Consider the following 25,932-nt stretch of genomic DNA (forward strand, 5'->3'; position numbering starts at 1 on the left):
TAGGAGCGCGCTTGCCCGCGATGACGTCATGCCTGCCGTATCGGCGTTGACTGACAGGACGCATCGCGGGCGAGCGCGCTCCTACCGTTCAAAAACTCTCAGACTAGAAGCCCCACCATGCGTCCAGCCCGCGCCCTCATTGACCTCCAGGCGTTACGCCACAACTATCAGTTGGCCCGCGAAACCGCTGGTGCCAAGGCTCTTGCCGTGATCAAGGCCGATGCGTACGGACATGGTGCGGTGCGCGTCGCTCAGGCGCTGCAAAGCGAAGCCGATGGTTTTGCCGTCGCGTGTATCGAGGAAGCGCTGGAGCTGCGCCAAGCCGGCATTCGTGCGCCCATCCTGTTGTTGGAGGGTTTTTTCGAGGCCGACGAGCTGGCGCTGATCGTCGAGCATGAGTTCTGGTGCGTCGTACACTCGATGTGGCAAGTGGAGGCCATCGAGCACGCTCCTGCCGGCAAGCCACTGAACATCTGGTTAAAGATGGATTCAGGCATGCACAGAGTCGGCGTGCACCCCGACGAGTATCAATCGGCTTACCACCGGCTGCTGGCCACGGGCAAGGTTGCCAGCGTCGTACTGATGACTCACTTCGCCCGTGCCGATGAGCTGGGCAGCGGGCGCACCGACGAACAAGTGGCGATTTTCCAGTCGGCTCGGGAAGGGTTGGCGGCCCAGGTCAGTCTGCGCAATTCGCCGGGGGTGATGGGCTGGCCAACCGTGCCGAGCGATTGGGTGCGCCCCGGGATCATGCTGTACGGCGCGACGCCTTTCGACCAAGCGCAATCGGTAGCGGACCGTCTGCAGCCAGTCATGACCCTGGAGTCTCGTGTCATCTGCGTGCGCGAGCTGCCCGCAGGCGAGCCGGTGGGCTACGGCGGGGCATTCGTGACCGATCGCGCCATGCGCATCGGCGTCGTGGCGATGGGGTACGCGGACGGTTATCCCCGCCAGGCGCCTACCGGCACGCCGGTCGCGGTTGAGGGCCAGCGCAGTCAGTTGCTGGGTCGGGTCTCGATGGACATGCTGTGCGTCGACCTGACCGACGTACCGACGGCAGGCGTAGGCAGCCGTGTCGAATTGTGGGGTAAGCAGGTGCTTGCCAGCGATGTCGCGGCGAGCGCGGGCACCATCCCTTATCAGATATTCTGCAACCTGAAGCGGGTGCCAAGGCTCTATTCCGAAGCCTGACCGCTGCATCTCAACGCGTAGTGCGCGGCTGTTCGCGGCCGCCAGTCTTCCGGTCGATTCTCGATCTGCTCAAGTGTTGTAAATACTGAACGCTGTTGCCATGATGGCGGCCACGAGACCGTGCTTGACTATCAGGAGGACCCCCGCATTGGACGTCGGTGAGCGACTGCAATCCATTCGCAAATTAAAAGGTCTGTCTCAACGTGAACTCGCCAAACGAGCGGGCGTGACCAACAGCACCATTTCCATGATCGAGAAAAACAGCGTGAGCCCGTCGATCAGCTCGTTGCGTAAGGTGCTGGGTGGCATTCCGATGTCCATGGTGGAGTTCTTTTCCGAAGAACTCGAACCCGAAAATCCGACGCAGGTCGTCTACAAAGCCAGCGAACTGATCGATATTTCGGACGGCGCTGTCACCATGAAACTGGTGGGCAAATCCCATCCGGGCCGTGCCATTGCCTTTCTGACCGAGGTTTACCCACCCGGCGCCGACACGGGTGAAGAAATGTTGGTTCACGAAGGTGAGGAGACCGGGATTCTGGTCGAAGGCCGGCTCGAACTGGTGGTGGGGATCGACACCTACGTGCTCGAAGCCGGCGACAGCTACTATTTCGAAAGCACGCGGCCCCATCGCTTCCGCAATCCGTTCGACGCACCTGCACGGCTGATCAGCGCCGCCACGCCTGCAAACTTCTGAGCCGCCCCGCCCGCATTCTGCGGGTGGGCCAGGTCAACCCCGCTCCTTGAACGACCGACACCCTACGGGGCACCCGCTATACTTTCGCAACCTGCGGCTGACCAAGACCGCGGTAGCGTCATAGCCACCGTGAGGGTGAAAGCGTGAACCTCAATAATAAGATCCTGGCTGTCATCGCACTGCTTGCCTGGTGGGTGTTCGCTGCACAGGCCTCCTCTAGGGATGATCTCGCCAAGCGACTCGAACCGGTCGGCCAAGTCTGTATTCAGGGTAAGGAATGCCCAGGTATGGACGTCGCCGCGACAGCGGGCAGCACGGGTGGGGCCAAATCGCCGGACGATGTCATTGGTAAGCACTGCAACGCCTGCCATGGTGCGGGCCTGCTTGGGGCGCCCAAGATCGGTGACAGCGCCGATTGGAGCAAACGCGCCAAGGAACAGGGCGGCCTTGATGGCCTGCTGGCCAAAGCCATCACCGGCATCAACTCCATGCCCCCCAAAGGCACCTGCGCCGACTGTTCGGACGACGATTTGAAGGGCGCGATCAAGAAAATGTCCGGGCTGTAACGCCCTCTGCCCCCTCACCAGAAGCGAGGTGCCATGTTCAGAAAATCACTGATGCTTTCAGGGCTTTCGTTGCTGATGTTCATGGGCGTGGCCAACGCGACCATGCGCTGCGGGACGGCGTTGATCAGCTTGGGTGATACCGCGAGCGTGGTCCGCGAGAAGTGCGGGGCACCTGACAAAAGCGAAGAGCAGGAGCCTGTCGCACGTATCAATGGCGTGCCACGTATGAATGCTGCGAAGGTGAGTTTCTGGATCTACGGTCCCCGCAATGGCGCCTTTCAGCACCTGAAATTCATTGAGGACAAGCTGGTTGCGATCGATACTCGGCGGGACTGATCTGCACGCCATAGTGGCCTACGGGTAGAATCAAAAGCCGTGCAGCAATTCCTCTCCATCCCCGGTCCAACCTCCATCGAATAACAATCCAGGAGAGGCCGGATGCCGCATTCCTGCTCGATCGAGCAAGCCGTCGATCATGTACTGGCCGTACTGCCTGCGCACATTCGCATGGGCATGCCGTTAGGGCTGGGCAAGCCCAATCGCTTTGCCAATGCGCTGTACAACCGGATCAAATCCCTGCCTGACCGACAACTGACGATCTACACCGCGCTGTGCCTGGGCCGACCGAACGCGGGCGATGGTTTGCAGGGCCGCTTTCTTGAGCCGTTTCTGGAGCGCGTTTTTGGCGACTACCCCGAGCTTGACTTCCTCACTGACCTGCACAAAGGCATCCTCCCGCCGCACGTGCATGTAGAGCAGTTCTTCATGCAGCCCGGCAGCCTGCTGGGCAGCGCACCGGCGCAACAGGACTATGTGAGCAGTAACTACAGCCATGCGGCGCGGGACATCAACGCCAATGGCGTGAACCTGATCGCGCAACTGGTGGCCCATGATGCGCAACGCCCGGATCATTTGAGCCTGTGCTGCAACCCCGATATCACCCTCGATTTGCTGCCCATGCTGGAAAAGCGTAGGGCCGCAGGTGAGCCGGTCCTGGTGTTGGGTCATGTGCATGACGATCTCCCTTATATGCCGGGCGATGCCGAGGTGAGCGTCGACACCTTCGACCTGCTGATCGATTTTGAAGAGCGCAGCACGCTGTTCTCGACACCCAATATGCCGGTGGGTACCCAAGATCACTTTATCGGCTTGTATGCCAGTACGTTGGTGCGCGACGGCGGCACGTTGCAGATCGGTATCGGTTCGATGGGCGATGCGCTGACCGCCGCATTGCTCGCTCGCCAGGCTAACAATGAGAGCTACCGCGCGTGCCTTTCTGAGCTGGACGGGATTTCTACCTGGAAACCCCTGATCGAACGCGAGGGCGGGGTCTCGCCTTTTGCGCAAGGCCTGTATGGGTGCAGCGAAATGCTGGTCAACGGTCTGTTGGTGCTGCTCGACGCCGGGATTATCCGGCGTAAGGTTTACCCCGATGTCGAGCGACAGACGTTAGCCAATGCCGGAGCCTTGGACGAGTCGCTGCATGGCGATGGCGTTTCGATTCATGGCGGGTTCTTTCTGGGGCCGCGCAGCTTTTACGAGCGGCTTCGGGAGCTTTCTTCCGAGCAAAAAGCCCAGATCGACATGACGGCGATCAGCTACATCAACGAGTTGTATGGCGATGAAACGTTGAAACGCCTGCAACGGCGGGACGCGCGGTTCATCAACAGTGCATTTACGGTCACGTTGCTCGGCGCCGCGGTGTCGGATCAGCTTGAAGACGGCCGGGTGGTCAGTGGTGTGGGTGGGCAGTACAACTTCGTCGCGCAAGGCCATGCGCTGGAGGGCGCGCGTTCGATTCTGATCTTGCGCAGTTGGCGTGAGTCGGGCGGGGAGGTCAGTTCGAACATTGTATGGGAATACGGTCATGCGACGATTCCCCGGCATTTGCGCGACATTGTCATTACCGAATACGGCATTGCCGACTTGCGAGGCAAGACGGATGCAGGCGTGATTGAGGCGCTGCTGAATATCACCGATTCACGCTTTCAGCAGGGGTTGATCGACCAGGCGCAGAAAGCGGGCAAATTGCCCAAGAGCTTTCGTCTCGACCCGTTGTTCAGCCAGAACACCCCTGAGCGGCTCAAGGTGATCCGTGATGAGTTTCCATCGCTGTTCGTGGAGTATCCGTTAGGCAGTGATTTCACTGCCGAAGAACGTGACCTGCTACGGGCGCTGAACTGGCTGAAGAGCAAATTCAAGCTCAGTGAACTCCTCGACTTGGGCAAGGCGACACTGGAAGCGCCGGAGCCGGGGGCGTTCCCGGAACACCTTAAGCGTATGGGGTTGAGCGAGCCGCAAGGGTTGCGCGAGGAGTTGTATCAGCGCTTGTTGTTGGCGGGATTGCACGCGACGACTTGACCAAGGCGCTGCTGCAAGGAAAGGCATTAACGTCAGGACAGGGTTTTGACGATCAACAGCCCTGCCGCCACAAACCCGGTCACCGCGAACAGCTGCTGCAACCTTGGCCCGGCGAGAAACCGCGCCACCTGCCGTCCTGCAATCAACCCCACCACCGCACCTGCCGCAAACGGCACGCCCACAGCCCAGTGCATCAGCCCGCTCACACTGGCGCTGATGACGCTGCCCATGGACACCAGCGCAATCACGGCCAGTGACGTTGCGACGATGCTTTTCATGTCCAGATCGGTGTAACGGGTCAGGGCCGGGATGATCACGAAACCTCCACCCACTCCCAGCAAGCCCGACAACAACCCTGATAGCACACCGGTAATGGCGAGCGCGCGGGCACAGGGCAGGGTCCAGCGCAGCCGACCTTCCAAAGGATTGAGCACGCACGGCAAAAAGTCAGCCCGCGCTGGCGGCTTGCCGTGATGCAGTTCGTGCGCGGCCTTGCGGTAGATGCGGGTGCAGGCGTAAACCAACATCAGCGAAAAACCCACTGCCAGCGGTGTATTAGGCAGTTGATGCGCCAGCCACAAGCCCAGTGGCGTGAAACAGATGCCGATGCTGGCGATGAACAGCGCGGCTCGGTAACGCACGATGCCCTGCCGCAAGCCCAGCAATGCGCCCACGGCCGCAGCCAGGCCTACCGCCAGCAGACCCACCGGCGCGGCTTCGACCATCGAAAGTCCCAGCCCAAAAACCAGCAGCGGCACCGCGAGAATCCCGCCGCCTGCGCCTGTCAGGGCAAGTACGGCACCCATGATCGTACCGAGGCCGGCTCCGATCAGTTCGTGTTCTGTCATAGGGCGTTGATCGGCACCTTCAGATAGCTCACACCGTTGTCCTCCGGCTCCGGCATCTGCCCGCCGCGCATGTTGATCTGCACCGACGGCAGGATCAACACCGGCATGTCCAATGTCGCATCGCGCTTTTCACGCATCTCGACGAAGGCGTCCTCATCGATGCCTTCGCGGATATGGATGTTGTTGGCGCGCTGTTCGGCGACGGTCGTCATGTACATCAGCTCCCGGCCATTGGGCAGGTAGTCATGGCACATGAACAGGCGAGTTTGCGGCGGCAGGCTGAGAATCCGACCAATCGAACGGTAGAGCACACGCGCATCGGCGCCAGGGAAGTCGCAGCGCGCCGTTCCATAATCGGGCATGAACAGGGTGTCGCCGACGAAGGCCACCGTCTCGTCGCCCCCTTCGATCAGATACGTCATGCAGGCCGGGGTGTGGCCGGGCGTGTGCATCGCCCGGGCGTTCAGGGAACCGATCCGGAAGTGCGCATCATCGTCCAGCAGCCGGTCGAACTGGCTGCCGTCGCGCGCGAACTCGCCTTTGGCATTGAACAGCGTGCCAAACACCTTTTGCACCCGAGTGATGTGGCTGCCGATGGCGACCGTGCCGCCGAGTTGCTCCTTGAGGTACGCCGCGGCGGAGATATGATCGGCATGGACGTGGGTTTCCAGAATCCATTCCACGGACACATTCCGCTCGCGGACTCGGGCGATCAGCTTGTCGGCGGACTCGGTCCTGGTGCGGCCGGATTTGGGGTCGTAGTCCAGCACGCTGTCGATGAGGGCGGCCTTTGCGGTCGAGCGGTCTACGACCAAATAGCTGATGGTCGATGTCTGCGAGTCGAAGAAGGCTTCGATGCTCAGTTTTTCGCCAATGATCATAAGATGTCTCCATTCTCTGTGGGAGCGTGGCTTGTCTCTGGGCGGCAATTGGACGATCTGGCGCGAAGCGGCAGCAAATCTTGCCTCCGCGGTATACCTGGTTATCGCAGCGCTTGATTTTACGACGACTTCGTCGCCGATCGCGGGACAAGCCACGCTCCTACAGCGTGCGTCGATAGGTCAGACGAATGTAACCACGCCGCCGGTCAGCGATTTGACCCGTGCCAACGACTCTACACGATAGCCTTGCGCGTCCAGTTCCGCGCGGCCGCCCTGAAATGACTTCTCGATCACGATCCCCAGGCCTGCCACGGTGGCACCGGCCTGCTTGATGATCGAGATCAGCGCCTGGGAGGCCTTACCGTTGGCCAGGAAGTCATCGATGATCAGCACACGGTCGCTGCTGGTCAGGTGGCGTGTGGAGATGGCGATCGTGCTTTCGGTCTGCTTGGTGAACGAGAAAACGTTTGCCGAAAACAGGTTCTCCGTCAGTGTCAGCGACTGGTGCTTGCGCGCGAAAATCACGGGAATGCCCAGTTTCAGACCGGTCATGACGGCAGGTGCGATGCCGGAGGCCTCGATGGTGACGATCTTGGTGATACCCGAGTGGGCGAACAGCGTGGCGAACTCGTCTCCGATCTGCTGCATCAGAACCGGATCGATCTGATGGTTGAGAAACGCGTCGACCTTCAATACCTGGTCGGAAAGTACGATGCCTTCCTCGCGAATTTTCTTGTGCAGTGCTTCCACGTGGGTGGTCCTCGGTGCGCCAGTGCGCGAAATGTCGGTTTATCTTTTCAGCATGGCGCGGATATCCGCCAATGCCGTATTGCCGCGAACGGCCTTCACTTCGGTCGGTGTGTCGTCGTTGCCTTCCCAGGCCAGGTCGTCCGGCGGCAGCTCGTCGAGGAAGCGGCTCGGCAAGCAGTCGATGACCTCGCCGTACTGCTTGCGCTTGGCTGCAAAGGTGAACGCCAATGTCTGACGGGCGCGGGTAATGCCCACGTAGGCCAGGCGCCGTTCTTCCTCGATGGTATCGGCTTCGATGCTGGAACGATGCGGAAGGATCTCTTCTTCCATGCCCATGATGAAGACGTAGGGAAATTCAAGGCCCTTGGAGGCGTGCAAGGTCATCATCTGCACGCCTTCGGCGCCGTCTTCCTCTTCCTGCTGACGTTCGAGCATGTCCCGTAAGACAAGCTTGCCGATGGCCTCCTCGATGGTCATGCCCCCTTCTTCGTCCTTCTCCAGCGTGTTTTTCAACGCTTCGATCAAGAACCACACGTTGCCCATTCGGTAGTCGGCGGCTTTGTCGCTCGAGCTGTTCTGACGAATCCAGTTCTCGTAGTCGATGTCCATGACCATGCTGCGCAGGGCGGCGATCGGATCATTGAGCGCACACTGCTGACGCACACCGTCCATCCAGTGTTTGAAGCGCTTGAGGCGATCGGTGAAGCGGCTGTCCAGATGTTCGCCCAGCCCGAGTTCGTCGGTCGCGGCGTACATCGAGACGCCGCGCTCCGTGGCATAGTTGCCTAGCTTTTCCAACGTGGTCGAGCCGATTTCCCGACGCGGCACGTTGATCACGCGCAGAAAGGCGTTGTCATCGTCCGGGTTTACCAGCAGCCGGAAATAGGCCATGAGGTCTTTCACCTCCTGGCGACCGAAGAAACTGCTTCCGCCCGACAGCCGATACGGGATCTGATGGTGCTGAAGCTTCAGCTCGATCAGTTTGGCCTGGTAGTTGCCGCGGTACAGGATGGCGAAGTCACTGTAGGGGCGGTCGGTGCGCAGGTGCAGGCTGAGAATTTCCACTGCCACGCGCTCGGCTTCGGCGTCTTCGTTCTTGCAGCGGATCACGCGGATTTCGTCGCCGTGCCCCATTTCACTCCACAGCTGCTTTTCGAAAGCATGGGGGTTGTTGGCGATCAGCACGTTGGCGCAGCGCAGGATGCGGCTGGTCGAGCGATAATTCTGCTCGAGCATCACCACCTTCAGCGATGGGTAATCTTCCTTGAGCAGCATCAGGTTCTCTGGCCGCGCGCCGCGCCAGGCGTAGATCGACTGGTCATCGTCGCCCACCACGGTGAACTGGCAGCGCGTACCGATGAGCATTTTCACCAGCAGGTACTGGCTGGCGTTGGTGTCCTGGTATTCGTCTACCAAGAGGTAACGCACCTTGTTCTGCCATTTTTCGAGAATGTCCTTGTGTTCCTCGAACAGCTTCACCGGCAGCAGGATCAAGTCGTCGAAGTCCACCGCGTTGTACGCTTTCAGCGTGCGCTGATAATGGGTGTAGACGATTGCGGCCGTCTGCTCCTTGGGGTTGCGTGCGTTGGCCAGCGCTTCGGACGGCAGAATCAGGTCATTCTTCCAAGCGCCGATCATGTTCTTGATCTCGTCGACGCCGTCGTCTCCCGAGTATTCCTTCTGCATGATGTCGGTCATCAGCGCTTTGACGTCTGTCTCGTCGAAAATCGAGAACCCCGGCTTGTACCCCAGGCGGACGTGCTCCTTGCGGATGATGTTCAAGCCCAGGTTGTGGAACGTCGAGACCGTCAGGCCACGCCCTTCGCCGCTGCGCAGCAGAGTGCCGACCCGTTCCTTCATTTCCCGCGCCGCCTTGTTGGTGAAGGTCATGGCGACAATGTACTGCGCACGGATGCCGCAGTTCTGAATGAGGTGGGCAATCTTGCGGGTGATCACGCTGGTCTTGCCGGAACCCGCGCCGGCGAGCACCAAAAGAGGGCCGCCGACGTAGTTCACGGCTTCTTGTTGCCGGGGATTGAGTCGGGACATGGGGAAAAAAGGAGATAGCCAGAAAAATGGGCGGGCATTTTAACAGGGTCCGAGGATTGTGCAGCGACCGTCCGACACTGTGATGCGTCACGCTATCTATATTTCCCCGTTTTGTTACATTTGCGCATCACGCGATGATCACCGCGTTTGACGCCATTCGATCGAGTGGGCGACGAAGCCTTTTGTTTGTGTAGGGAGCTAGCTTGTCTACGCCTGTCGAACCCTTGCGTTTGCTGCTGCTGGCGGATACGCCGGAATGGCCGACGTTATTGCGCGAGTCTCTGGCACTGCTGGGAGGCGCCGTGCATCTCGACTGTGCGCCGGGCTGGGAGGCGGTGGGTGATGCTGTCGATCCTGCCCACACGTTCATTCTCTTTACACCCCCGCACTTGCAACCCCTCGCAAGCCAATGCAACTGGCCGACCGTGTTGCTGTTCGATGTCGAGCCTGATGCCGACCCGATCGGCGTCGCCGACTGGCTGGTGCGGGACGCGCTGACACCCCAGAGCCTGCGGCGTTGCTTGCGCCATGTGCGCGAGCGCGGGCTGCTGGAAAACACGTTACAGCGCCTGGCCGAGCAAGATCCGCTGACCGGCATCGCCAACCGGCAGGGTTTCCAGACGTTGCTGGCAGCACGCCTGGCCGAGTTCGACGGGCGCGGACTGGCGCTGGGGCATCTGGACCTGGACAACTTCCGGCGCGCCAACGATGCCCTGGGGCACCAGGCCGGGGACCGTCTCATTCTGCAGGTGGTTGCGCGGCTCAAGGGTCAGCTTGAGGCGTGCGACCAACTGGCCCGACTGGGCAGCGACGAGTTCGCCTTGCTGATCGACACGCGGCGCGCGCCCCAGCGGGCTGAATGGATGGCCGAGCGCATCACCGAGGCGCTATCCGAGCCTTACTGGATCGACGGTGAGAGCTTGTTGATCGGTTGCAGCCTGGGCATCGCCCATGCCCGCGCCGACGCCGGCGCCGACCCCTTGATGTGGCATGCGCACATCGCCATGCAGCAGGCCAAAAGCACCCAAGGCTGCACCTTCCATGTCTTCAATGAACGCATCAACCGCAATGCCCGCAGTCTGGCCGATCTGGAAAGCGAGCTACGGCGGGCCCTGCGTCGTGATGAGCTGGAACTGCATTACCAGCCGCGCCTGTGTCTGAACTCAGGCAAGATTCTCGGGTTGGAGGCCTTGGTGCGCTGGCGGCATACCGAGCGTGGGTTGCTGCCGCCCAGCGAATTCGTTCCGCTGGCAGAGCAGAGCGGCTTGATCGTACCGTTGGGCTATTGGGTCATTTCCCGCGCATTGCGCGACATGCAAACCCTGCGTCAAAAGGGCCTGCCGCCGCTGCACATGGCAATCAACCTGTCCTTTCGGCAGTTTCAAGACAACCAGTTGCTGCCAACCCTGAGCCGGCTGATCGTGGACCGTGGCATCGATGCGCAGTGGCTGGAATTCGAACTCACCGAGACTGCGGTCATGCGGCGCAGTGACTTGGTCAAACAGACCATGGACGCCCTGGGGCGCTTGGGTGTGCGCTTCTCGCTGGACGACTTCGGTACCGGGTTCTCGTCGTTCGTGCACCTGAACAGCTTGCCGATCACACTGCTCAAAATCGACAAAAGCTTTGTCGGCGAAATGGAACAACGTGAAGAAAACCGCAAGCTGGTGCACGCCATGATCAACCTGGCGCACAACCTCAGTCTGGAAGTCGTGGCCGAAGGCGTCGAAACCCCGGCACAACTGGCGTTGCTGCGCAGCTTCGATTGCGACCAGGCACAGGGGTATCTGATCAGTCATCCGCTGGCGCTGCCGGAACTGATCGATCACCTGATGTCCGATCAGGGAGATGGCCGGGTGGTGCAGCGGATATGACCATACCTCTCTCGTAGGAGCGCGCTTACCCGCGATTGCGGTGTATCTACGACAAATATGTTGCCTGACACAACGCTGTCGCGGGCAAGCGCGCTCCTACGCATATTCGGCGTCAGCCCATCACAACGACGCCCGTTGCCTCTTTTCAGGGAGATGGCCGAGATATGACCACACCTCTCTCGTAGGAGCGCGCTTGCCCGCGATTGCGTTCGGTCAGTCGCGCATACCTTGAATGACACAACGCGATCGCGGGCAAGCTGGGTCCTACACATATTCAGCGTCAGCCCATCACAACGACACCCGTCGCCTCTTTGCGCAACAGCTTGGTCGTCTTGCGCTCGAATGCCAGGGTCAACGCCACCGCCGAGCACAACAGCCCCAGCGCCAGCCCCCACCAGACGCCTTCTGCACCGTAGTGCCCGAGGAAACCGAACCCCCACGCCAACGGCGCACCGACCAGCCAATAGCTGATCAGACCAATGAGAAAGGTGGTCTTGGCGTCCTTGAAGCCGCGAATCGCTCCCATCGCAATGGTTTGCGTGCCATCGAGGATTTCGAACCAGGCCGCTATCGCCAGCAACTTCACCGCCAGCTCGACGACGCCCTGGTAGGTGGGATCTCGCAGGTCAACGAACAGCCCGATGACCGCATGCGGCGCCACCCAGAACAGAATGCCGAACGTCAGCATCAGCAGGCCGCCGAACGCGATACCCATGCGGCCCGCCGTGCGCGCCAGCAGCAGGTTTCCGGCGCCGTAATGCAGGCCGATGCGCATGGTCACGGCGTAGGAAATCCCGACGGGAATCATGAAGGCCATCGACACCGATTGCAGGGCGATCTGGTGCGCCGCCATTTGCGTGCTGCCCATTGCGCCCATGCAGAACGCTGCGAAGGTGAACAGGCCGACTTCGACCGCGTAAGTCCCGCCGATGGGCAGGCCCAGCCGCCAGAGTTCCTTGAGACAGGTGCGCGAAAGGCACATCAGGTCTTTGTGAATCGGATACGCCGAATACGCACGGTGATAACGAATGTGCAGCCACAGAGTCAGCGCCATGCCGTTGGTGACAATCGCGGTGACCAGGCCGATGCCCATCAGGCCCCAGTGCGGCAGGCCGAACAGGCCATGGATGAAGGCGTAGTTCAGACCGAAGTTGACCACCACGCCCGCCAGGCTGATGACCATGACGGGAGTGGCCCGGCCAAGAGCGCTGGTGAAGCCGCGCAATGCCATGAAACTCAGCAGTCCCGGCAGCGCCAGCGGCAAGGTGGTCAGAAATTGGCTGGCCATGAGCACGTTGGCTTCGTCTTGGCCGAAGTGCGCCAAAATCGGTGCAAGGTTCCACAAAACGAGCGCGGCGATCAGCGCCATGCCCCACGCCAACCATAGCCCCGCCTGAGTCAGGCGGGTGGCGCCTGCGTCATCATTGGCACCCTTGCGAATGGCCACCAGCGTGCCAACCGCCGCCATTACACCGACGCAGAAGAAAGACACAAAGTTGTAGCTGGCGGCGCCCAGCCCGCCGCCGGCGAGGGATTCCGGGCCGAGTTTGCCCATCATCACCGTGTCGGTGAAGACCATCAGCATGTGTGCCATCTGGGAAGCGATCAGCGGCCCAGCCAGCCGCAGGATGATCCACAGTTCTTTGAAGGCGTGCTGTTGCATGGTCGGGGCTCGAAGGGAGAGGCAGGGATGAGCAGCCCATTGTGTTGATTCGGCACGCATTTCACAAAGGGATAAATACGATCATTGGCATGAGTAAAACTCATCCTGACTGTTTTACATTAGCGCTTCTTGCGTCGCCACTACTTAAACAGGAAGCGCCTCATGCCTCGTAGTCTCCCGCCGCTGTATGCGCTGCGCGCATTCGAAGCCGCCGCACGGCACAGCTCGTTCACCCGCGCGGCAGAGGAGCTGTCCATCACTCAAAGTGCGGTGAGTCGCCATATCCATACACTGGAACAGCATTTCGCCTGCCGACTGTTTCGCCGCCAGGGACGCAACCTTCAATTGACCGAGGCGGCGCGCGAACTGCTGCCGGGTGTACGCGAAGGCTTTTCAGCGCTGGAGCGAGCCTGCAGCGCGTTGATGGCAGAAGAGGGCATCCTGCGCATGAAAGCGCCATCGACGCTGACCATGCGGTGGCTGTTGGCGCGGCTGAGTCGGTTTCGTCATTTGCAGGTGGGAAACGAGGTCCAACTGACCAGCGCCTGGATGGACATCGACCATGTGGATTTCACCCAGGAGCCGTTCGACTGCGCTGTCCTGCTCAGCCGAGGTCACTTTCCTCCTGATTGGGAAGCGACCTACCTGTTTCCGGAGTTACTCATTCCCGTCGGCTCGCCCAATTTGCTCGATGATGGGCCCTGGGATGTAGCACGGTTGGCCAGCACCGAGCTGCTGCATCCCACACCTGATCGCCGGGACTGGCGCAGTTGGCTGGAGCGCATGGGGTTGTCGGATCAGGTGTCGCTCAAGGGCGGTCAGGTGTTCGACACGCTCGAGCTGGGCATGATCGCCGCGGCGCGGGGCTATGGGGTTTCCATGGGTGATTTGCTGATGGTGGCCGAAGACGTCCTTCAAGGCCGCTTGAGCCTGCCGTGGCGCACGGCGGTGTTCAGCGGGGAAAACTATTACCTGGTCTGGCCCAAGACCCGACCCGGAGGCGAGCGGCTGCGCAGATTGAGCGACTTTCTCAAAAGCGAAGTGCAGGCGATGGAATTGCCGCAGGTGACGATCCTCGAATAGGCACGCAGCCCGTTCGCAGACGCACCTGCTGCCAAGCCTAAAACCCGGCGTCAGACTCAAGTATTCCGGCTGTCAGCCGATTCCTAAGTACAGGGTCGGTTCGCATCTATCGACTCATCGATCCCCTCTATTAGAAACAGTCCGAATGGTTTGCCCGCGATCAGGATGGTCCGGTCGTTCGGCAAGGAGTTTTCATGCCCAAGCCCCGTGCCCGCATTGCATCGCAACTCGGGATTGCCCTGGCCGTCATCCTGGCTATCGTTATCAGCGGCAGTACGCTTTTCGCCCTGCGTTCGCTCGATTCGGCCAACCTGACCATTCGCGAGGAGCACATGGGCAGCGAGGCGCGGTTACTGGCCGACCAGCTCAACACCTTCCACAGTACGCTGCGCGACAGCACCCAACGCCTGAGTGGCCTGTTCGAAAAGCGGTTCAATGGCCTGACGATCCAGGCTGATCAGTCCGTCGCTGTAGCGGGCGTGCAAACGCCGGCGTTATTGCTGCATGGCACTGTGTTGAACAACGACTTCACTGAGGTCGACGACTTCAAAAAGATGACCGCGGGCGTGGCGACCGTTTTCGTGCGCAGCGGGGACGATTTCATCCGCATCAGCACTTCGCTGAGCAAGCAGGACGGCTCGCGCGCCATCGGCACCGCGCTTGACCACAAACACCCCGCCTACGACAAACTGCTGGCCGGGCAAGGCTATGTGGGGCGCGCCTTGCTGTTCGATCGCTTGTACATGACTCAGTACTCCCCGGTACGCGACAGCAGCGGCAAGGTCATTGCGGTGTTGTTCGTGGGCTTCGATTACACCGACGCGCAAAAGGCGCAGTTCGAAAACCTCAAAAGCTTTCGTATTGGCGACACCGGTTCTCTCGCCGTGCTGGATGAGCAAAACAATTGGCTGGTCCCCCCCGCTGGCGTGAAGGATTTGGATCAGGCGCGCAAAACCCTGGCCGATTTCGTCAAGACGCCCAATGTAGGACGTTTCTGGCAGGACGCAGGGGAGGATTTTTATGCGGTGGCCGAGCCGTTCACCGGTGGGCCTTGGTCGATCCTGGCCATCATGCCGAAAGATGAAATCAGCGCAGTGACCTGGAACGTCGGCATGCAGCTGGCCATTGGCAGCCTGCTGGCGATGCTGATTGCAGTGGGCTCGGCAATCTGGTTGCTGCGTAGCAAGTTGCAGCCTCTGTCAGCGCTCGTCAACCAGGCCGAAGCATTGGGCGCCGGCGATTTGAGCGTGCGTCTGCACATCACGAGTCATGACGAAATCGGTCAGTTGGCTGGCAGCTTCAACAAAATGGGGCAGGCGTTGGAGCTCATGGTGTCGCACATTCGCACCGCGGCGCAGGAGGTCAGTGGGCGTGCGCAAGCGTTGTCCGGGCTCTCCGGTGGGGCTTATGAGGGCATGGAGCAGCAGTCCGGGGAAATCACCAGCATGGCGGGGGCGGTCGAAGAGTTCAGCGCCACGGCACTGACGATCGCCGACAACATGGGCAGTACCGAGCGGCTGGCCCAGGGTAACGCTCAGCAGACTCGTATCGGACGCACCTCCATGGAGGAGGCTTCAGCTTCGCTGGAGCAGATCGCCGGTTCCTTGGGCAGTACCGCAGCGGTGATCAACACGTTGGGCCAACGCTCCCAGGAAATTGGCGGCATTGTCAGCGTCATTACATCCATCGCCGAACAGACCAACCTTCTGGCACTCAACGCTGCCATCGAGGCGGCGCGCGCAGGCGAGCAGGGTCGAGGGTTTGCCGTGGTGGCCGACGAAGTGCGTAACCTGGCGTCGCGCACCCGTCAGGCCACCGATGAAATTTCGGGCATGATCGCCAGCATCCAGCAGGAAACCAGTAACGCGATCAGCACCATGGAACACGGCAATGCGCTGATGCAGGAGGGTTTGTCACGTAACGCCAAAGTTGCTGCGGCGTTGGCCCAGATTGACGAGCAAAGCCGCTCGGCAGGCGACCAGTTCGCCTCGATCACCACCGCGACCCAGGAGCAAAGCAATACTGCGACGCTGCTCAGTGCCAACCTGCAAAGCATTGCATTGGCCAACAGCGAACAACGGGAAGTGGTCTCGAACCTGGCCGTGACGGCGCAGGAACTGAATGCGCTGGCGGCGGACCTGCGCAAGGAAGTGGATCGGTTCAGGTGACGCGGGCTCGACGTGTCGGCAGGAGTCCGCTTTTGATTCTGCGAATGGCGTAGCACGCTGATCCTGCAGGCTGCGGCCAGAGGCGTGAGCGCATCACCCCAAGGACGGCCGGTACTGCAACGCTTCGGCAATGTGTGCTCTCGATATCGCGTGCTCCCGCTCCAGATCCGCCAGCGTGCGCGCCACCTTCAGCAAACGATGGGCTGCGCGCAACGACAGGTTCAAACGCTCACACGCCGTTTCGAGCCAGGCTTCATCTTCAGGCAGCAACACGCAATGTTGGCGCAGGGCGGGCAAGTCGAGAAAGGCGTTCGCGCAACCTTGTCGTCTTTGCTGGCGTTCCCGGGCCTCGGAGACCACAAGCGCAGCATCCGCGCTGGTTTCGCCAGTATGCGTAGGTGCCGCCAGTGAGGTCGTTTCCCGGGCGACGGTCAGGTGCAGATCAATACGGTCCAGCAGCGGACCGGACAGTTTGTTGCGATAGCGCTGAATCTGGTCGGTCGAGCATCGGCAGCGTCCGGTTGGCTCGCCGTGGTAGCCGCATGGGCAGGGATTCATGGCGGCCACCAACTGGAACCGTGCGGGAAAGCGTACCCTGTCGCGGGCCCTCGAAATCACGATATAACCGGACTCCAGCGGCTCCCTCAAGACCTCCAGAACACGCCGGTCAAACTCCGGAAGCTCATCTAAAAACAGAACGCCGTGATGCGCCAACGTGATTTCGCCAGGCTGCGGTCGACTGCCGCCGCCGACCAATGCGGGGCCCGACGCGGAGTGATGGGGTTGTCTGAAAGGGCGCTGCGGCCAACTGGTCAGCGGCGCATGGCTGGCGACCGACTGAATGGCCGCCACCTCCAGCGCCTCCCGCTCATCCAGCGGCGGTAGAAGACCCGGCAGACGGCTGGCCAGTAGCGTCTTTCCGGTGCCTGGCGGTCCACTAAAAAGCAGGTTATGGGCTCCGGCTGCGGCCACCAGCAGCGCACGTTTGGCGGCGGTCTGGCCCTGTACCTCACTTAAATCGGGGTAAGGCCGAGTCTGTAGGATCAGCCCGTTGGATGCGTAAGGCTCAATCGTCGTATGGCCGTTGAGATGCGACACCAACTCCAGCAGATGACTGACCGCGATCACTTTCAAACCTGACGCCAGGCAGGCTTCCTCGGCATTCACGGCAGGGACGATCAATGTATGTCCGGCATCCCGAGCGGCCAGAGCCGCAGGTAAAACGCCCTGCACGGGCCGTATTGCCCCTGACAATGCCAACTCGCCCAAGCACTCCACATTATCCAGTGCCTGCATGGGAATCTGCGCACTGGCGGCGAGCAAGCCCAGCGCAATTGCCAGGTCAAATCGTCCGCCATCTTTGGGCAGGTCCGCAGGCGCGAGATTCAGCGTGATGCGCCGCGCCGGAAATTCGAGCCGACAGTTAAGAATCGCACTACGTACCCGATCTTTACTCTCCTTCACCGCACCTTCCGGCAAGCCGACCAACGTCAGGCTCGGCAGCCCGTTGGCCAGATGGGTTTCGACGGTGACGGCGGGGGCTTCGACGCCCACTTGAGCGCGGCTGAGAACGATGGCGAGGGACATGAAGATCCTTGATAGCGGCACCGCGTCCTGCGGCGTGCTCAAGGATAGTCATGGGGTAGCAGGGGAGGACGGGACAAGTTCTACGAGGTGTGTCGCCGTGGAATGATTACGTGCAATGGCCCCATTCATGAGCAGTTTTGCTCCTGCATGGGGCAACTACACGCAATCGATTCAATCCTTCGCGGGCCCCGCCAACTGCGCCTCAAGCTCTGCCATCTTCGCTTCCAGTGCTTCAAGGCGGGCACGGGTGCGGGCCAGGACGACCATCTGGCTGTCGAATTCTTCCCGGCTGACCAGATCCAGCTTGCTGAAGCCGCTTTGCAGGAGGGCCCTGAACTGAGTTTCGAATTCGTTGCGCGGGAGTGGGGTCTCGCCGTCCAACAGGCGGGAGGCGTGGCCGCTCAGGGCGTCCAGAAAAGCTTTGGGTGCGAGCATGATGGTCTTCCTGAATCAGGTGGGCCGCAGTGTAACACGGGGTGCACAACCTCTTTTGATCGGGCGCGCGTTGCACGGTTTTCGCGCATGACGCCGTGCACGCACGCACTGTTGTTGTGCGAGCGCCCTGGGTGATGGCGATCTGACCTCTCCCTTCGCCGCCGAAAGCAGCGGAATTCGAGGCACTTGCCGATATGGCAAGGTTTCTGCTTAGTGGCTTATGACCCATGCACTGATGCAGTCGCTGTGACGAATGCAGTGCGGCAGGCGGAGCGGGGAAGTGTTTCGTCAGAAGCGGTTTTCTGGAGTTGGTCAGGTCTGTTTCGGGCCATCGACGCGTTACAAAGCCAGACACTGCGCTTAGACTTGAGTCGGGTTTGTTTTCCTGGGGCAAGTCCACCAATTCGGGAGAAAGTTTCATGAAGCTAGTCACTGCCATCATCAAGCCGTTCAAGCTCGACGACGTACGCGAGTCGTTGTCTGAAATCGGCGTGCAGGGCATCACGGTTACTGAAGTCAAAGGCTTCGGACGTCAGAAAGGCCACACCGAGCTGTATCGCGGTGCGGAATATGTAGTCGACTTCCTTCCCAAGGTGAAGATCGATGTTGCAATTGACGACAAGGATCTGGACCGCGTTATCGAAGCGATAACCAAAGCGGCCAACACCGGCAAGATCGGTGACGGGAAGATCTTCGTGGTCAATCTGGAACAGGCTATTCGCATCCGTACCGGCGAAACCGATACCGACGCAATCTAAGCCGCCAAACCCAACGCCCCAGGAGTAAACAATATGACTCTGCGTCAAATCGCAGGGCTAGGAGCCCTGTTGTCCCTCGTAACCCCTGGCCTGGCCATGGCGGCAGACGAAGTGGCAGCCCCCGTACTGAACTCAGGCGACACCGCCTGGATGCTGACCTCTACCGCTCTCGTGCTGTTCATGACCGTTCCCGGCCTGGCGCTGTTCTACGGTGGCATGGTTCGTTCGAAAAACGTGCTGTCGGTGATGATGCAATGTTTCGCCATCACTGGCCTGATCAGCATTCTGTGGTGCATCTACGGCTACAGCATGGCGTTCGACACCACCGGTATGGAAGCCAACGTCGTTAATTTCAACTCCTTCGTCGGCGGTCTGTCGAAGGCGTTCCTGGCAGGCATCACGCCTTCCAGCATCACGGGTGCAGCGGCGCTGTTCCCGGAAGCCGTATTCGTTACCTTCCAGATGACATTCGCCATCATCACCCCCGCCCTGATCGTCGGTGCTTTCGCGGAACGCATGAAGTTCTCCGCGATGCTGATTTTCATGGCGATCTGGTTCACGCTGGTCTACGCGCCAATCGCGCACATGGTCTGGAGTGGCGTGGGTGGTCTGCTGTGGGACTGGGGCGTCCTCGATTTCGCAGGCGGCACCGTTGTTCACATCAACGCCGGTGTGGCTGGCCTGGTGGCGTGCCTGGTGCTGGGCAAGCGTAAAGGCTTCCCGACCACCCCAATGGCTCCGCACAATCTGGGTTACACCCTGGTCGGCGCCGCGATGCTGTGGGTGGGCTGGTTCGGCTTCAACGCCGGTTCCGCCGCTGCGGCCAACGGCACTGCCGGTATGGCAATGCTGGTCACTCAGATTGCCACTGCTGCTGCGGCGCTGGGCTGGATGTTCGCCGAGTGGCTGACCCACGGTAAGCCAAGCGCGCTGGGCATCGCTTCGGGCGTGGTTGCCGGTCTGGTAGCCATCACCCCTGCGGCCGGTACTGTCGGCCCGATGGGCGGCTTGATCATCGGTCTGGCGGCCGGCGTGGTCTGCTTCTTCTGCGCCACCAGCCTGAAACGCAAACTGGGCTACGACGACTCGCTGGATGCCTTCGGCGTTCACGGCATCGGCGGTATCCTCGGCGCAATCCTGACCGGTGTTTTCGCTGCACCTTCGCTGGGCGGCTTCGGCACCGTGACCGACATCGCGGCTCAGGTCTGGATTCAGTGCAAAGGCGTGGGCTTCACGATCATCTACACCGCGATCGTGACCTTCATCATTCTCAAGGTGCTGGACGCTGTCATGGGTCTGCGTGTCACCGAGGAAGAAGAAGCGGTTGGCCTGGACCTTGCGCAACACAACGAGCGTGGCTACAACTTGTAATCACTGCGGTTGCGAAAAAATGCCCGGGTTTCCGGGCATTTTTTTGTCTGGCGTTTGTCGATAGGCAGGACGCTCGGCCGATGACGCCAATTTGCAATCTCGATCCGGTTCAATGCAGGTTCGAAAGTCGGCGTGCGAGCGATCAAGACAGCTTGCGCGGGCGGGTTTCAGGCTTGCAGAAAACGCCACTCATTACGCGCTTTGCTTTTTTTTTCAGCGCGTTAGAATGCGCGCCGAAGGGCGGAGAACCGTATGTGGCAACAGACCAGAATCACCCTGCGGGCACGGCCTCGAGGATTCCATCTGGTGACGGATGAAATCGTTGCGCAACTTCCACAGCTGCGCGACTGCCGAGTCGGTTTGTTGCATCTGTGGCTGCAGCATACCTCGGCTTCGTTGACCATCAACGAAAATGCCGACCCGGCAGTGCGACGCGACTTCGAACGTTTTTTCAATCGCCTGATCCCACAAGGACGCGGCGATTACGAGCACGATGACGAAGGCCCGGACGACCTGCCAGCGCACTTCAAAGCCAGTTTGCTGGGCTGCCAGTTGCTCATTCCGATTACGGACGGGCGACTGGCGATGGGAACCTGGCAAGGTGTCTATTTAGGAGAGCATCGCGATACAGGCGGTGCGCGTAAAGTCCTCGCCACCCTTCAGGGAGAGGGGCACGACCGCTGATTGTCGGCGGTAGTTGAATTTTTTCCGGCTGTCTTAGAAATTAAGCGCAACTGGGCTATAACTAATCTGCTTTCGCAAGTCATGAGGTAGAACATGAGCGACGACGACATCGATAACGAGAGTCTTGACGATGATCTGGAAGGTGAGGACGAGGGTGAGGAGCTTGCGGCTGCTCCTGAAGACGACGGCGCGGAGATAGAAGACAGCCCCGACGCTCCGGCGGCCCCTGCCAAAGGTAAAGCCAAGGCTGCGGTCTCGGTCGATGAGCTGCCCAGCGTGGAAGCCAAGAACAAAGAGCGCGATGCTCTGGCCCGCGCGATGGAAGAGTTCCTTGCCCGCGGTGGCAAGATTCAGGAGGTCGAAGCCAATGTGGTCGCCGACCCTCCCAAAAAGCCTGACAACAAGTACGGCAGCCGTCCTATCTGAGGACGTCTGGCGCCGCTGAGAAAAAGCCCGCTGTCGCTGCGGGCTTTTTTTTGGCTTTAGATCGCAACACCGACGCCCTTCGGGCATCGATGTAGCGATTTATCGCCAAACACCCTCACCCCCACCGCGCCAACACCTCTGGCAACTGCGTCAGGCTGCGGATCTCGGCATCCGGCAATTTATCTGCCTCCCACGCCTTGCCGCCGGGGTTGTACCAGATCGCGCGCAATCCGGCCTGCTGGGCGCCTGCGATGTCATCGCCCGGGTGATCCCCCACGTGGACGGCATGGGCAGCGTCTGCCTTGCCTCGTTTGAGGGCTTCGAGGAAAGGCGCTGGATCGGGCTTGCCGATGCCCAGATCTTCCGCGCACAGCGCAAAGGCGAAATAGTCTGCCAAGCCCAGTCGACGTACATCGGCGTTGCCGTTGGTTACGACCCCCAAGGTGTAAGACTTGGTGAGGATCTCCAGCGTGGGCACCACTTCCGGGAAGATATCCAACTGGTGGCGGCCTTTGAGAAACACTTCGAAACTCTGTTCGGCCAGATCCTGCGCCTCGGTGGCGCTGTAACCGGCGTCCTCCAGCGCGTGGAACAGCACACGGCGGCGCAATGCGCTGATCCGATGCTTGAAGCTGGGATCGGCCTCCACCAGCCGCGAGCGGATTTCCCACAGATGCTCCACCGGAACCGCACCCAGTTTCGGGGCATTCTCACCCAGCCAGTCGCGCAACATGGCTTCTGCGCTGACGATGGCGGGCGCCGTTTCCCATAGGGTGTCGTCCAGATCGAAGGTAATCAGCTTGACGCTCATTCGGAAGGATCCTTGCGTTTGGCCCGCGGGTGGGCGCTGTCGTACACGGTCGCCAGATGCTGAAAGTCCAAGTGTGTGTAGATCTGGGTCGTGGTGATATCGGCGTGGCCAAGCAACTCCTGAACGCCGCGCAGGTCTTGGGACGATTCCAGCAAATGGCTGGCGAACGAGTGCCGTAACATGTGGGGGTGCAGGTTCTGCCCCAATTCGCGCTCACCCGCTGCCTTGACCCGAAGTTGAATCGAGCGCGGTCCGAGACGGCGCCCCTGCTGGCTGATGAACACGGCGTCGTCGCGAGGGTTGGCCAGCGCCCGTTGTTTCAGCCAGGCTGCCAACGCTTCGCGGGCTTTTCGACCCACAGGGAGCACGCGTGTCTTGCTGCCTTTGCCCAGCACTTGAACCAGACCGTCGGCCAGATCCAGTTGCTCGCAATTCAGGCCGGTCAGCTCGGACAAGCGCAAGCCGGACGAATAGAACAGTTCAAGAATCGCATGGTCACGACGCGCGAGAAACTCGTCTTCGACGCCGCCCTCCAGCAACTGCAGCGTACGATCGGCATCAAGGGTTTTTGGCAGCCGACGCTCGCCTTTGGGCGGAGAAAGCCCGTTCGCAGGATCGTGGTTGCACAGGCCTTCGCGGTTCAAGTAGTGATAGAACCCGCGGACGGCGGAAAGCAGCCTTGCAATGCTGCGTGAGGATTGGCCCTGTTGGTGCAGCCGCGCCACCAGCGCGCGCATCGTCGGAGCGTCCAGTGCTGCCCAATCGGTGATGTGCTGTTTCTCGCAAAAACTCAGCACTTTGCTCAGGTCGCGACGATAGGCTTCAAGCGTATGGCTCGACACTTGACGCTCACTGCGAAGGTGAGTGCAGTAGGCGTCCAGTTGCCGTTCCATGGCTAGCGCACCGAGCGCAAAGCGTTGGTGAAACGCGGCAGCAGGCGGCTAAGCACGTCAGCGATGTAGCTGAGGAACAAGGTACCCACCGAGCTTTTGTAATGCTGCGGGTCACGGCTGCCAATAGCCAGTACGCCGTGCAGGCCTTGGTGACTCAGCGCAACGATCGCGGTGGAGCCCACTTCCTTGCTCTGATCGGCGCCAAACAGAAACTCCAGTTCGTGCTCCCGCAAGGCTCCGCAGACGGTCTTGCCGCCTGAGAGCAGACCGCCGATGGCTTTCTGCGCGTCTGCGCTGCTGACCCAGCGGCCCACGACCATGGGGTTGTCGCTGAACAGAATCAGGCTCACGAATGGCACCTGGAACTCTTGACGCAGGCTGTCTTCGACGGCCATGACAATCTCTTCCAGGCTGGTGGCATCCATCAGCGCCAGAATCAGGCGACGGGTTTTCTCGAACAGGCGGTCGTTGTCGCGTGCAACATCCATCAGTTGGGAGAGGCGATGGCGCATCTCGATATTGCGCTCACGCAGCAGTTTCAACTGGCGCTCGACCAGCGAAACGGTGTCGCCGCGTTGGTGAGGAATGCGCATTGTCGTGAGCAACTCATCGTGCTCAGCGAAGAAATCCGGATGTTTGTGCAGCCAAGCCGCGACAGCCTCGGCTTCAAGGGCAGGCACTGACTGGTCGGTGAACGATTCACCGGGCGTGTCGGTTGAAGTCTGAGGCTTGTCGGTCATTGCATGCTCTCACTCATAAACGAACTTGGCCTTCGTAGACCCTGACGGCCGGGCCGGTCATCACTACCGGGTGACCCGGCCCTGCCCATTCGATGGACAGGCGTCCGCCCGGCAGGTCGATCAGCAATGGCGAGTCCATCCAGCCTTGACTGATGGCCGCCACGGCGGCGGCGCACGCGCCGGTACCGCAGGCCTGGGTTTCTCCCGCACCCCGCTCCCACACCCGCAACTGCGCGCGCTGGCGATCGACGACGTGCAGGAAACCCACGTTCACTCGGGCCGGGAAGCGCGGATGGTGTTCAATCTTCGGGCCCAGGCTGTGAACCGGTGCATTGTTGATGTCGTACACCCGCAGGACCGCATGGGGATTACCCATCGAAACGGCGGCCAGCTCGACAGGTTCGCCATCCACCTCAAGCGTGTAGCTGAGCGCCTGCTGAGGCGCATCGAAAGGGATGTCAGCAGGGACCAGGCGTGGCGCGCCCATGTCGACACTGATCTGGCCGTCGCTGCGGATGTCCAGCTCGATGATGCCGCCTTTGGTTTCGACGCGGATCTGTTTCTTGGCGGTCAGCCGCTTGTCCAGCACGAAGCGGGCAAAGCAGCGCGCGCCGTTGCCGCACTGCTCGACCTCCGAACCGTCCGAATTGAAGATCCGATAGCGAAAGTCCACGTCCGGGTTGCTGGGCGCTTCGACCAGCAACAGTTGATCGAAACCAATGCCGGTGTGCCGATCGCCCCACTGTTTGGCGTGCTTGGGCAGGATGTGCGCGTGCTGGCTCACGAGGTCCAGCACCATGAAGTCATTGCCCAGGCCGTGCATCTTGGTAAAACGCAGCAGCATGGGATTACTCCGGCAACAGGCTTTCGCCAGCGAACAGCTCGGTGAGGGTTTCGCGACGGCGTACTTCGAATGCCTGGTCGCCGTCGACCAACACTTCGGCGCTGCGGCCACGGGTGTTGTAGTTCGAACTCATGACGAAGCCATAGGCACCCGCCGAGTGCACGGTCAGCAGATCACCCTCGGCCAGCGCCAGGTCGCGATCCTTGGCCAGGAAGTCACCGGTCTCGCAAATCGGGCCGACGACGTCGTAGGTGCGTGCTACGCCGTCGCGAGGTTTGACGGCCTTGACGTCCATCCAGGCTTGATACAAGGCGGGACGGATCAGGTCGTTCATCGCGGCGTCGACGATGGCGAAATCCTTGTGCTCGGTGTGCTTGAGGTACTCGACCCGAGTCAGCAGTACGCCCGCGTTGGCGACGATGAAACGACCGGGTTCGAACATCAGCGCCAGGTCCCGACCTTCGAGGCGCTCGCGCACGGCTTTGATGTAGTCGCCGGCCAGAGGGGGTTCTTCATCGCGGTAGCGCACCCCAAGACCGCCACCCAGGTCCAGGTGACGCAGATGAATGCCGCAATCGCCGAGGCGATCGATGAGGTCCAGCAGCCGATCCAGAGCGTCGACGAATGGCGCCAGTGTGGTCAGTTGCGAGCCGATGTGGCAGTCGACGCCGATGACTTCCAGGTTGGGCAGTTGTGAGGCGCGCACGTATACGTCTTCGGCGTCGGCGATCGCGATGCCGAACTTGTTTTCTTTCAGACCGGTGGAAATGTAAGGGTGAGTGCCGGCATCCACGTCCGGGTTCACCCGCAGGGACACCGGCGCGCGCACGCCCATTTCGGCGGCCACGACTTGCAGGCGCTCCAGCTCGTCGGTGGACTCTACGTTGAAGCAATGCACGCCGACCTCAAGGGCGCGACGCATGTCGTCACGGGTCTTGCCGACACCGGAAAAGACGATGCGGTCGGCCTGACCGCCCGCGGCCAGAACGCGCTCCAGTTCGCCTCGGGACACGATATCGAAACCGGCGCCCAGACGGGCCAGGACGTTGAGCACGCCCAGGTTCGAGTTGGCCTTGACAGCGAAACACACCAGATGCGGCATGCCATCCAGCGCGTCGGCGTAGGCGCGGTACTGGGCTTCGATATGGGCTCGGGAATAAACATAGGTCGGCGTGCCGAAACGCTCGGCGATGGCAGACAATGCAACTCCCTCCGCGAACAGCTCACCGCCGCGGTAGTTGAAGGCGTCCAT

24 protein-coding genes are annotated in these 25,932 nt (G+C 60.8%); 12 read left to right on the forward strand and 12 right to left on the reverse strand.

Annotation, left to right across the window (positions count from 1 at the left end; translation table 11 throughout):
- Positions 1-117 precede the first annotated feature (117 nt).
- The 5 genes from alr to DBP26_RS03845 all read left to right on the forward strand — a co-directional run bounded on the left by alr (position 118) and on the right by DBP26_RS03845 (position 4,815).
- A complete protein-coding gene (gene alr, locus DBP26_RS03825; RefSeq protein WP_108236184.1) occupies positions 118-1,191 on the forward strand; it encodes an alanine racemase in 1,074 nt (357 codons plus the stop codon).
- A 148-nt stretch (positions 1,192-1,339) separates the two neighbouring features.
- The gene (locus DBP26_RS03830; RefSeq protein ID WP_108236183.1) at positions 1,340-1,888 is read left to right on the forward strand and encodes a cupin domain-containing protein; all 549 of its coding nucleotides are present in this window, start codon (positions 1,340-1,342) and stop codon (positions 1,886-1,888) included.
- Positions 1,889-2,031: 143 nt separating this feature from the next.
- Positions 2,032-2,454 (forward strand): c-type cytochrome, encoded by a 423-nt coding sequence (locus DBP26_RS03835; protein ID WP_108236182.1) that lies wholly within the window; start codon positions 2,032-2,034, stop codon positions 2,452-2,454.
- Between the two features lie 33 nt (positions 2,455-2,487).
- Complete coding sequence (locus DBP26_RS03840) at positions 2,488-2,790, forward strand: DUF2845 domain-containing protein (protein ID WP_108236181.1); 303 nt, start codon at positions 2,488-2,490, stop codon at positions 2,788-2,790.
- 102 nt (positions 2,791-2,892) lie between these two features.
- Complete coding sequence (locus DBP26_RS03845; protein WP_108236180.1) at positions 2,893-4,815, forward strand: acetyl-CoA hydrolase/transferase C-terminal domain-containing protein; 1,923 nt, start codon at positions 2,893-2,895, stop codon at positions 4,813-4,815.
- A 32-nt stretch (positions 4,816-4,847) separates the two neighbouring features.
- Here the strand turns inward: DBP26_RS03845 and DBP26_RS03850 are convergent, their stop codons facing one another.
- The 4 genes from DBP26_RS03850 to rep form a co-directional block, all read right to left on the reverse strand.
- A complete protein-coding gene (locus DBP26_RS03850) occupies positions 4,848-5,663 on the reverse strand; it encodes a sulfite exporter TauE/SafE family protein (RefSeq protein WP_108236179.1) in 816 nt (271 codons plus the stop codon).
- On the reverse strand, positions 5,660-6,544 hold the full coding sequence (locus tag DBP26_RS03855) for an MBL fold metallo-hydrolase (protein WP_108236178.1): 885 nt from the start codon (positions 6,542-6,544) through the stop codon (positions 5,660-5,662). Before DBP26_RS03855 ends, DBP26_RS03850 begins: the two co-directional genes overlap by 4 nt.
- A 180-nt stretch (positions 6,545-6,724) precedes the next feature.
- Entirely contained in the window at positions 6,725-7,294 is a 570-nt protein-coding gene (locus DBP26_RS03860) for a xanthine phosphoribosyltransferase (protein WP_108236177.1), read from the reverse strand.
- Positions 7,295-7,333: 39 nt separating this feature from the next.
- Complete coding sequence (gene rep, locus DBP26_RS03865; RefSeq protein WP_108236176.1) at positions 7,334-9,343, reverse strand: DNA helicase Rep; 2,010 nt, start codon at positions 9,341-9,343, stop codon at positions 7,334-7,336.
- Positions 9,344-9,546: 203 nt separating this feature from the next.
- On the opposite strand from rep, the gene DBP26_RS03870 reads away from it, so the two are divergent.
- Complete coding sequence (locus tag DBP26_RS03870; RefSeq protein WP_108236175.1) at positions 9,547-11,217, forward strand: bifunctional diguanylate cyclase/phosphodiesterase; 1,671 nt, start codon at positions 9,547-9,549, stop codon at positions 11,215-11,217.
- A gap of 280 nt (positions 11,218-11,497) precedes the next feature.
- On the opposite strand, the gene DBP26_RS03875 is transcribed toward DBP26_RS03870, so the two are convergent.
- Positions 11,498-12,880 (reverse strand): NorM family multidrug efflux MATE transporter, encoded by a 1,383-nt coding sequence (locus tag DBP26_RS03875; RefSeq protein ID WP_108236174.1) that lies wholly within the window; start codon positions 12,878-12,880, stop codon positions 11,498-11,500.
- A gap of 162 nt (positions 12,881-13,042) precedes the next feature.
- Between DBP26_RS03875 and DBP26_RS03880 the strand changes: the two genes are divergently transcribed.
- The gene (locus DBP26_RS03880; protein WP_108236173.1) at positions 13,043-13,963 is read left to right on the forward strand and encodes a LysR substrate-binding domain-containing protein; all 921 of its coding nucleotides are present in this window, start codon (positions 13,043-13,045) and stop codon (positions 13,961-13,963) included.
- A gap of 194 nt (positions 13,964-14,157) precedes the next feature.
- A complete protein-coding gene (locus tag DBP26_RS03885; protein ID WP_108236172.1) occupies positions 14,158-16,131 on the forward strand; it encodes a methyl-accepting chemotaxis protein in 1,974 nt (657 codons plus the stop codon).
- 93 nt (positions 16,132-16,224) lie between these two features.
- On the opposite strand, the gene DBP26_RS03890 is transcribed toward DBP26_RS03885, so the two are convergent.
- Both DBP26_RS03890 and DBP26_RS03895 read right to left on the reverse strand, forming a co-directional pair.
- Positions 16,225-17,718 carry a YifB family Mg chelatase-like AAA ATPase gene (locus tag DBP26_RS03890; RefSeq protein WP_108236171.1) on the reverse strand — a complete coding sequence of 498 codons (1,494 nt, stop codon included), beginning with the start codon at positions 17,716-17,718 and terminating at the stop codon, positions 16,225-16,227.
- Between the two features lie 171 nt (positions 17,719-17,889).
- Positions 17,890-18,153 (reverse strand): accessory factor UbiK family protein, encoded by a 264-nt coding sequence (locus tag DBP26_RS03895; protein ID WP_108236170.1) that lies wholly within the window; start codon positions 18,151-18,153, stop codon positions 17,890-17,892.
- Positions 18,154-18,572: 419 nt separating this feature from the next.
- Here DBP26_RS03895 and glnK point away from each other — a divergent pair, with 419 nt between their 5' ends.
- The 4 genes from glnK (at position 18,573) to sutA (ending at position 21,392) form a co-directional block, all read left to right on the forward strand.
- A complete protein-coding gene (gene glnK, locus DBP26_RS03900) occupies positions 18,573-18,911 on the forward strand; it encodes a P-II family nitrogen regulator (RefSeq protein ID WP_002555808.1) in 339 nt (112 codons plus the stop codon).
- 33 nt (positions 18,912-18,944) lie between these two features.
- The gene (locus DBP26_RS03905) at positions 18,945-20,282 is read left to right on the forward strand and encodes an ammonium transporter (protein ID WP_108236169.1); all 1,338 of its coding nucleotides are present in this window, start codon (positions 18,945-18,947) and stop codon (positions 20,280-20,282) included.
- A gap of 252 nt (positions 20,283-20,534) precedes the next feature.
- Positions 20,535-20,966, forward strand: a complete 432-nt coding sequence (locus DBP26_RS03910) for a secondary thiamine-phosphate synthase enzyme YjbQ (RefSeq protein WP_108236168.1) — start codon at positions 20,535-20,537, stop codon at positions 20,964-20,966.
- 93 nt (positions 20,967-21,059) lie between these two features.
- Positions 21,060-21,392 carry a transcriptional regulator SutA gene (gene sutA, locus DBP26_RS03915; protein WP_108236167.1) on the forward strand — a complete coding sequence of 111 codons (333 nt, stop codon included), beginning with the start codon at positions 21,060-21,062 and terminating at the stop codon, positions 21,390-21,392.
- Between the two features lie 115 nt (positions 21,393-21,507).
- On the opposite strand, the gene DBP26_RS03920 is transcribed toward sutA, so the two are convergent.
- The 5 genes from DBP26_RS03920 to lysA are packed head-to-tail and all read right to left on the reverse strand — an operon-like array spanning position 21,508 to position 25,932.
- A complete protein-coding gene (locus DBP26_RS03920; RefSeq protein WP_108236166.1) occupies positions 21,508-22,203 on the reverse strand; it encodes an HAD family hydrolase in 696 nt (231 codons plus the stop codon).
- Complete coding sequence (gene xerC, locus DBP26_RS03925) at positions 22,200-23,096, reverse strand: tyrosine recombinase XerC (RefSeq protein WP_108236165.1); 897 nt, start codon at positions 23,094-23,096, stop codon at positions 22,200-22,202. The genes DBP26_RS03920 and xerC overlap by 4 nt, the downstream gene beginning before the upstream one ends.
- A gap of 2 nt (positions 23,097-23,098) precedes the next feature.
- Positions 23,099-23,836 (reverse strand): DUF484 family protein, encoded by a 738-nt coding sequence (locus DBP26_RS03930; RefSeq protein WP_108236164.1) that lies wholly within the window; start codon positions 23,834-23,836, stop codon positions 23,099-23,101.
- 13 nt (positions 23,837-23,849) lie between these two features.
- On the reverse strand, positions 23,850-24,680 hold the full coding sequence (dapF, locus tag DBP26_RS03935; RefSeq protein ID WP_108236163.1) for a diaminopimelate epimerase: 831 nt from the start codon (positions 24,678-24,680) through the stop codon (positions 23,850-23,852).
- Between the two features lie 4 nt (positions 24,681-24,684).
- Positions 24,685-25,932, reverse strand: coding sequence for a diaminopimelate decarboxylase (gene lysA / locus DBP26_RS03940; protein WP_108236162.1), 1,248 nt, complete (start codon positions 25,930-25,932; stop codon positions 24,685-24,687).

Source organism: Pseudomonas sp. RIT409 (genome assembly GCF_003052515.2).
Lineage (GTDB): Bacteria > Pseudomonadota > Gammaproteobacteria > Pseudomonadales > Pseudomonadaceae > Aquipseudomonas.

Coding starts and splice junctions, on each gene's coding strand:
- lysA (WP_108236162.1), bottom strand. CDS start 25,932: ATGGACGCCTTCAACTACCGCGGCGGTGAGCTGTTCGCGGAGGGAGTT.
- dapF (WP_108236163.1), bottom strand. CDS start 24,680: ATGCTGCTGCGTTTTACCAAGATGCACGGCCTGGGCAATGACTTCATG.
- DBP26_RS03875 (WP_108236174.1), bottom strand. CDS start 12,880: ATGCAACAGCACGCCTTCAAAGAACTGTGGATCATCCTGCGGCTGGCT.
- DBP26_RS03880 (WP_108236173.1), top strand. CDS start 13,043: ATGCCTCGTAGTCTCCCGCCGCTGTATGCGCTGCGCGCATTCGAAGCC.
- sutA (WP_108236167.1), top strand. CDS start 21,060: ATGAGCGACGACGACATCGATAACGAGAGTCTTGACGATGATCTGGAA.
- DBP26_RS03890 (WP_108236171.1), bottom strand. CDS start 17,718: ATGTCCCTCGCCATCGTTCTCAGCCGCGCTCAAGTGGGCGTCGAAGCC.
- DBP26_RS03840 (WP_108236181.1), top strand. CDS start 2,488: ATGTTCAGAAAATCACTGATGCTTTCAGGGCTTTCGTTGCTGATGTTC.
- DBP26_RS03910 (WP_108236168.1), top strand. CDS start 20,535: ATGTGGCAACAGACCAGAATCACCCTGCGGGCACGGCCTCGAGGATTC.
- DBP26_RS03850 (WP_108236179.1), bottom strand. CDS start 5,663: ATGACAGAACACGAACTGATCGGAGCCGGCCTCGGTACGATCATGGGT.
- DBP26_RS03920 (WP_108236166.1), bottom strand. CDS start 22,203: ATGAGCGTCAAGCTGATTACCTTCGATCTGGACGACACCCTATGGGAA.
- rep (WP_108236176.1), bottom strand. CDS start 9,343: ATGTCCCGACTCAATCCCCGGCAACAAGAAGCCGTGAACTACGTCGGC.
- DBP26_RS03905 (WP_108236169.1), top strand. CDS start 18,945: ATGACTCTGCGTCAAATCGCAGGGCTAGGAGCCCTGTTGTCCCTCGTA.
- alr (WP_108236184.1), top strand. CDS start 118: ATGCGTCCAGCCCGCGCCCTCATTGACCTCCAGGCGTTACGCCACAAC.
- DBP26_RS03930 (WP_108236164.1), bottom strand. CDS start 23,836: ATGACCGACAAGCCTCAGACTTCAACCGACACGCCCGGTGAATCGTTC.
- DBP26_RS03895 (WP_108236170.1), bottom strand. CDS start 18,153: ATGCTCGCACCCAAAGCTTTTCTGGACGCCCTGAGCGGCCACGCCTCC.
- xerC (WP_108236165.1), bottom strand. CDS start 23,096: ATGGAACGGCAACTGGACGCCTACTGCACTCACCTTCGCAGTGAGCGT.
- DBP26_RS03845 (WP_108236180.1), top strand. CDS start 2,893: ATGCCGCATTCCTGCTCGATCGAGCAAGCCGTCGATCATGTACTGGCC.
- DBP26_RS03855 (WP_108236178.1), bottom strand. CDS start 6,544: ATGATCATTGGCGAAAAACTGAGCATCGAAGCCTTCTTCGACTCGCAG.
- DBP26_RS03885 (WP_108236172.1), top strand. CDS start 14,158: ATGCCCAAGCCCCGTGCCCGCATTGCATCGCAACTCGGGATTGCCCTG.
- glnK (WP_002555808.1), top strand. CDS start 18,573: ATGAAGCTAGTCACTGCCATCATCAAGCCGTTCAAGCTCGACGACGTA.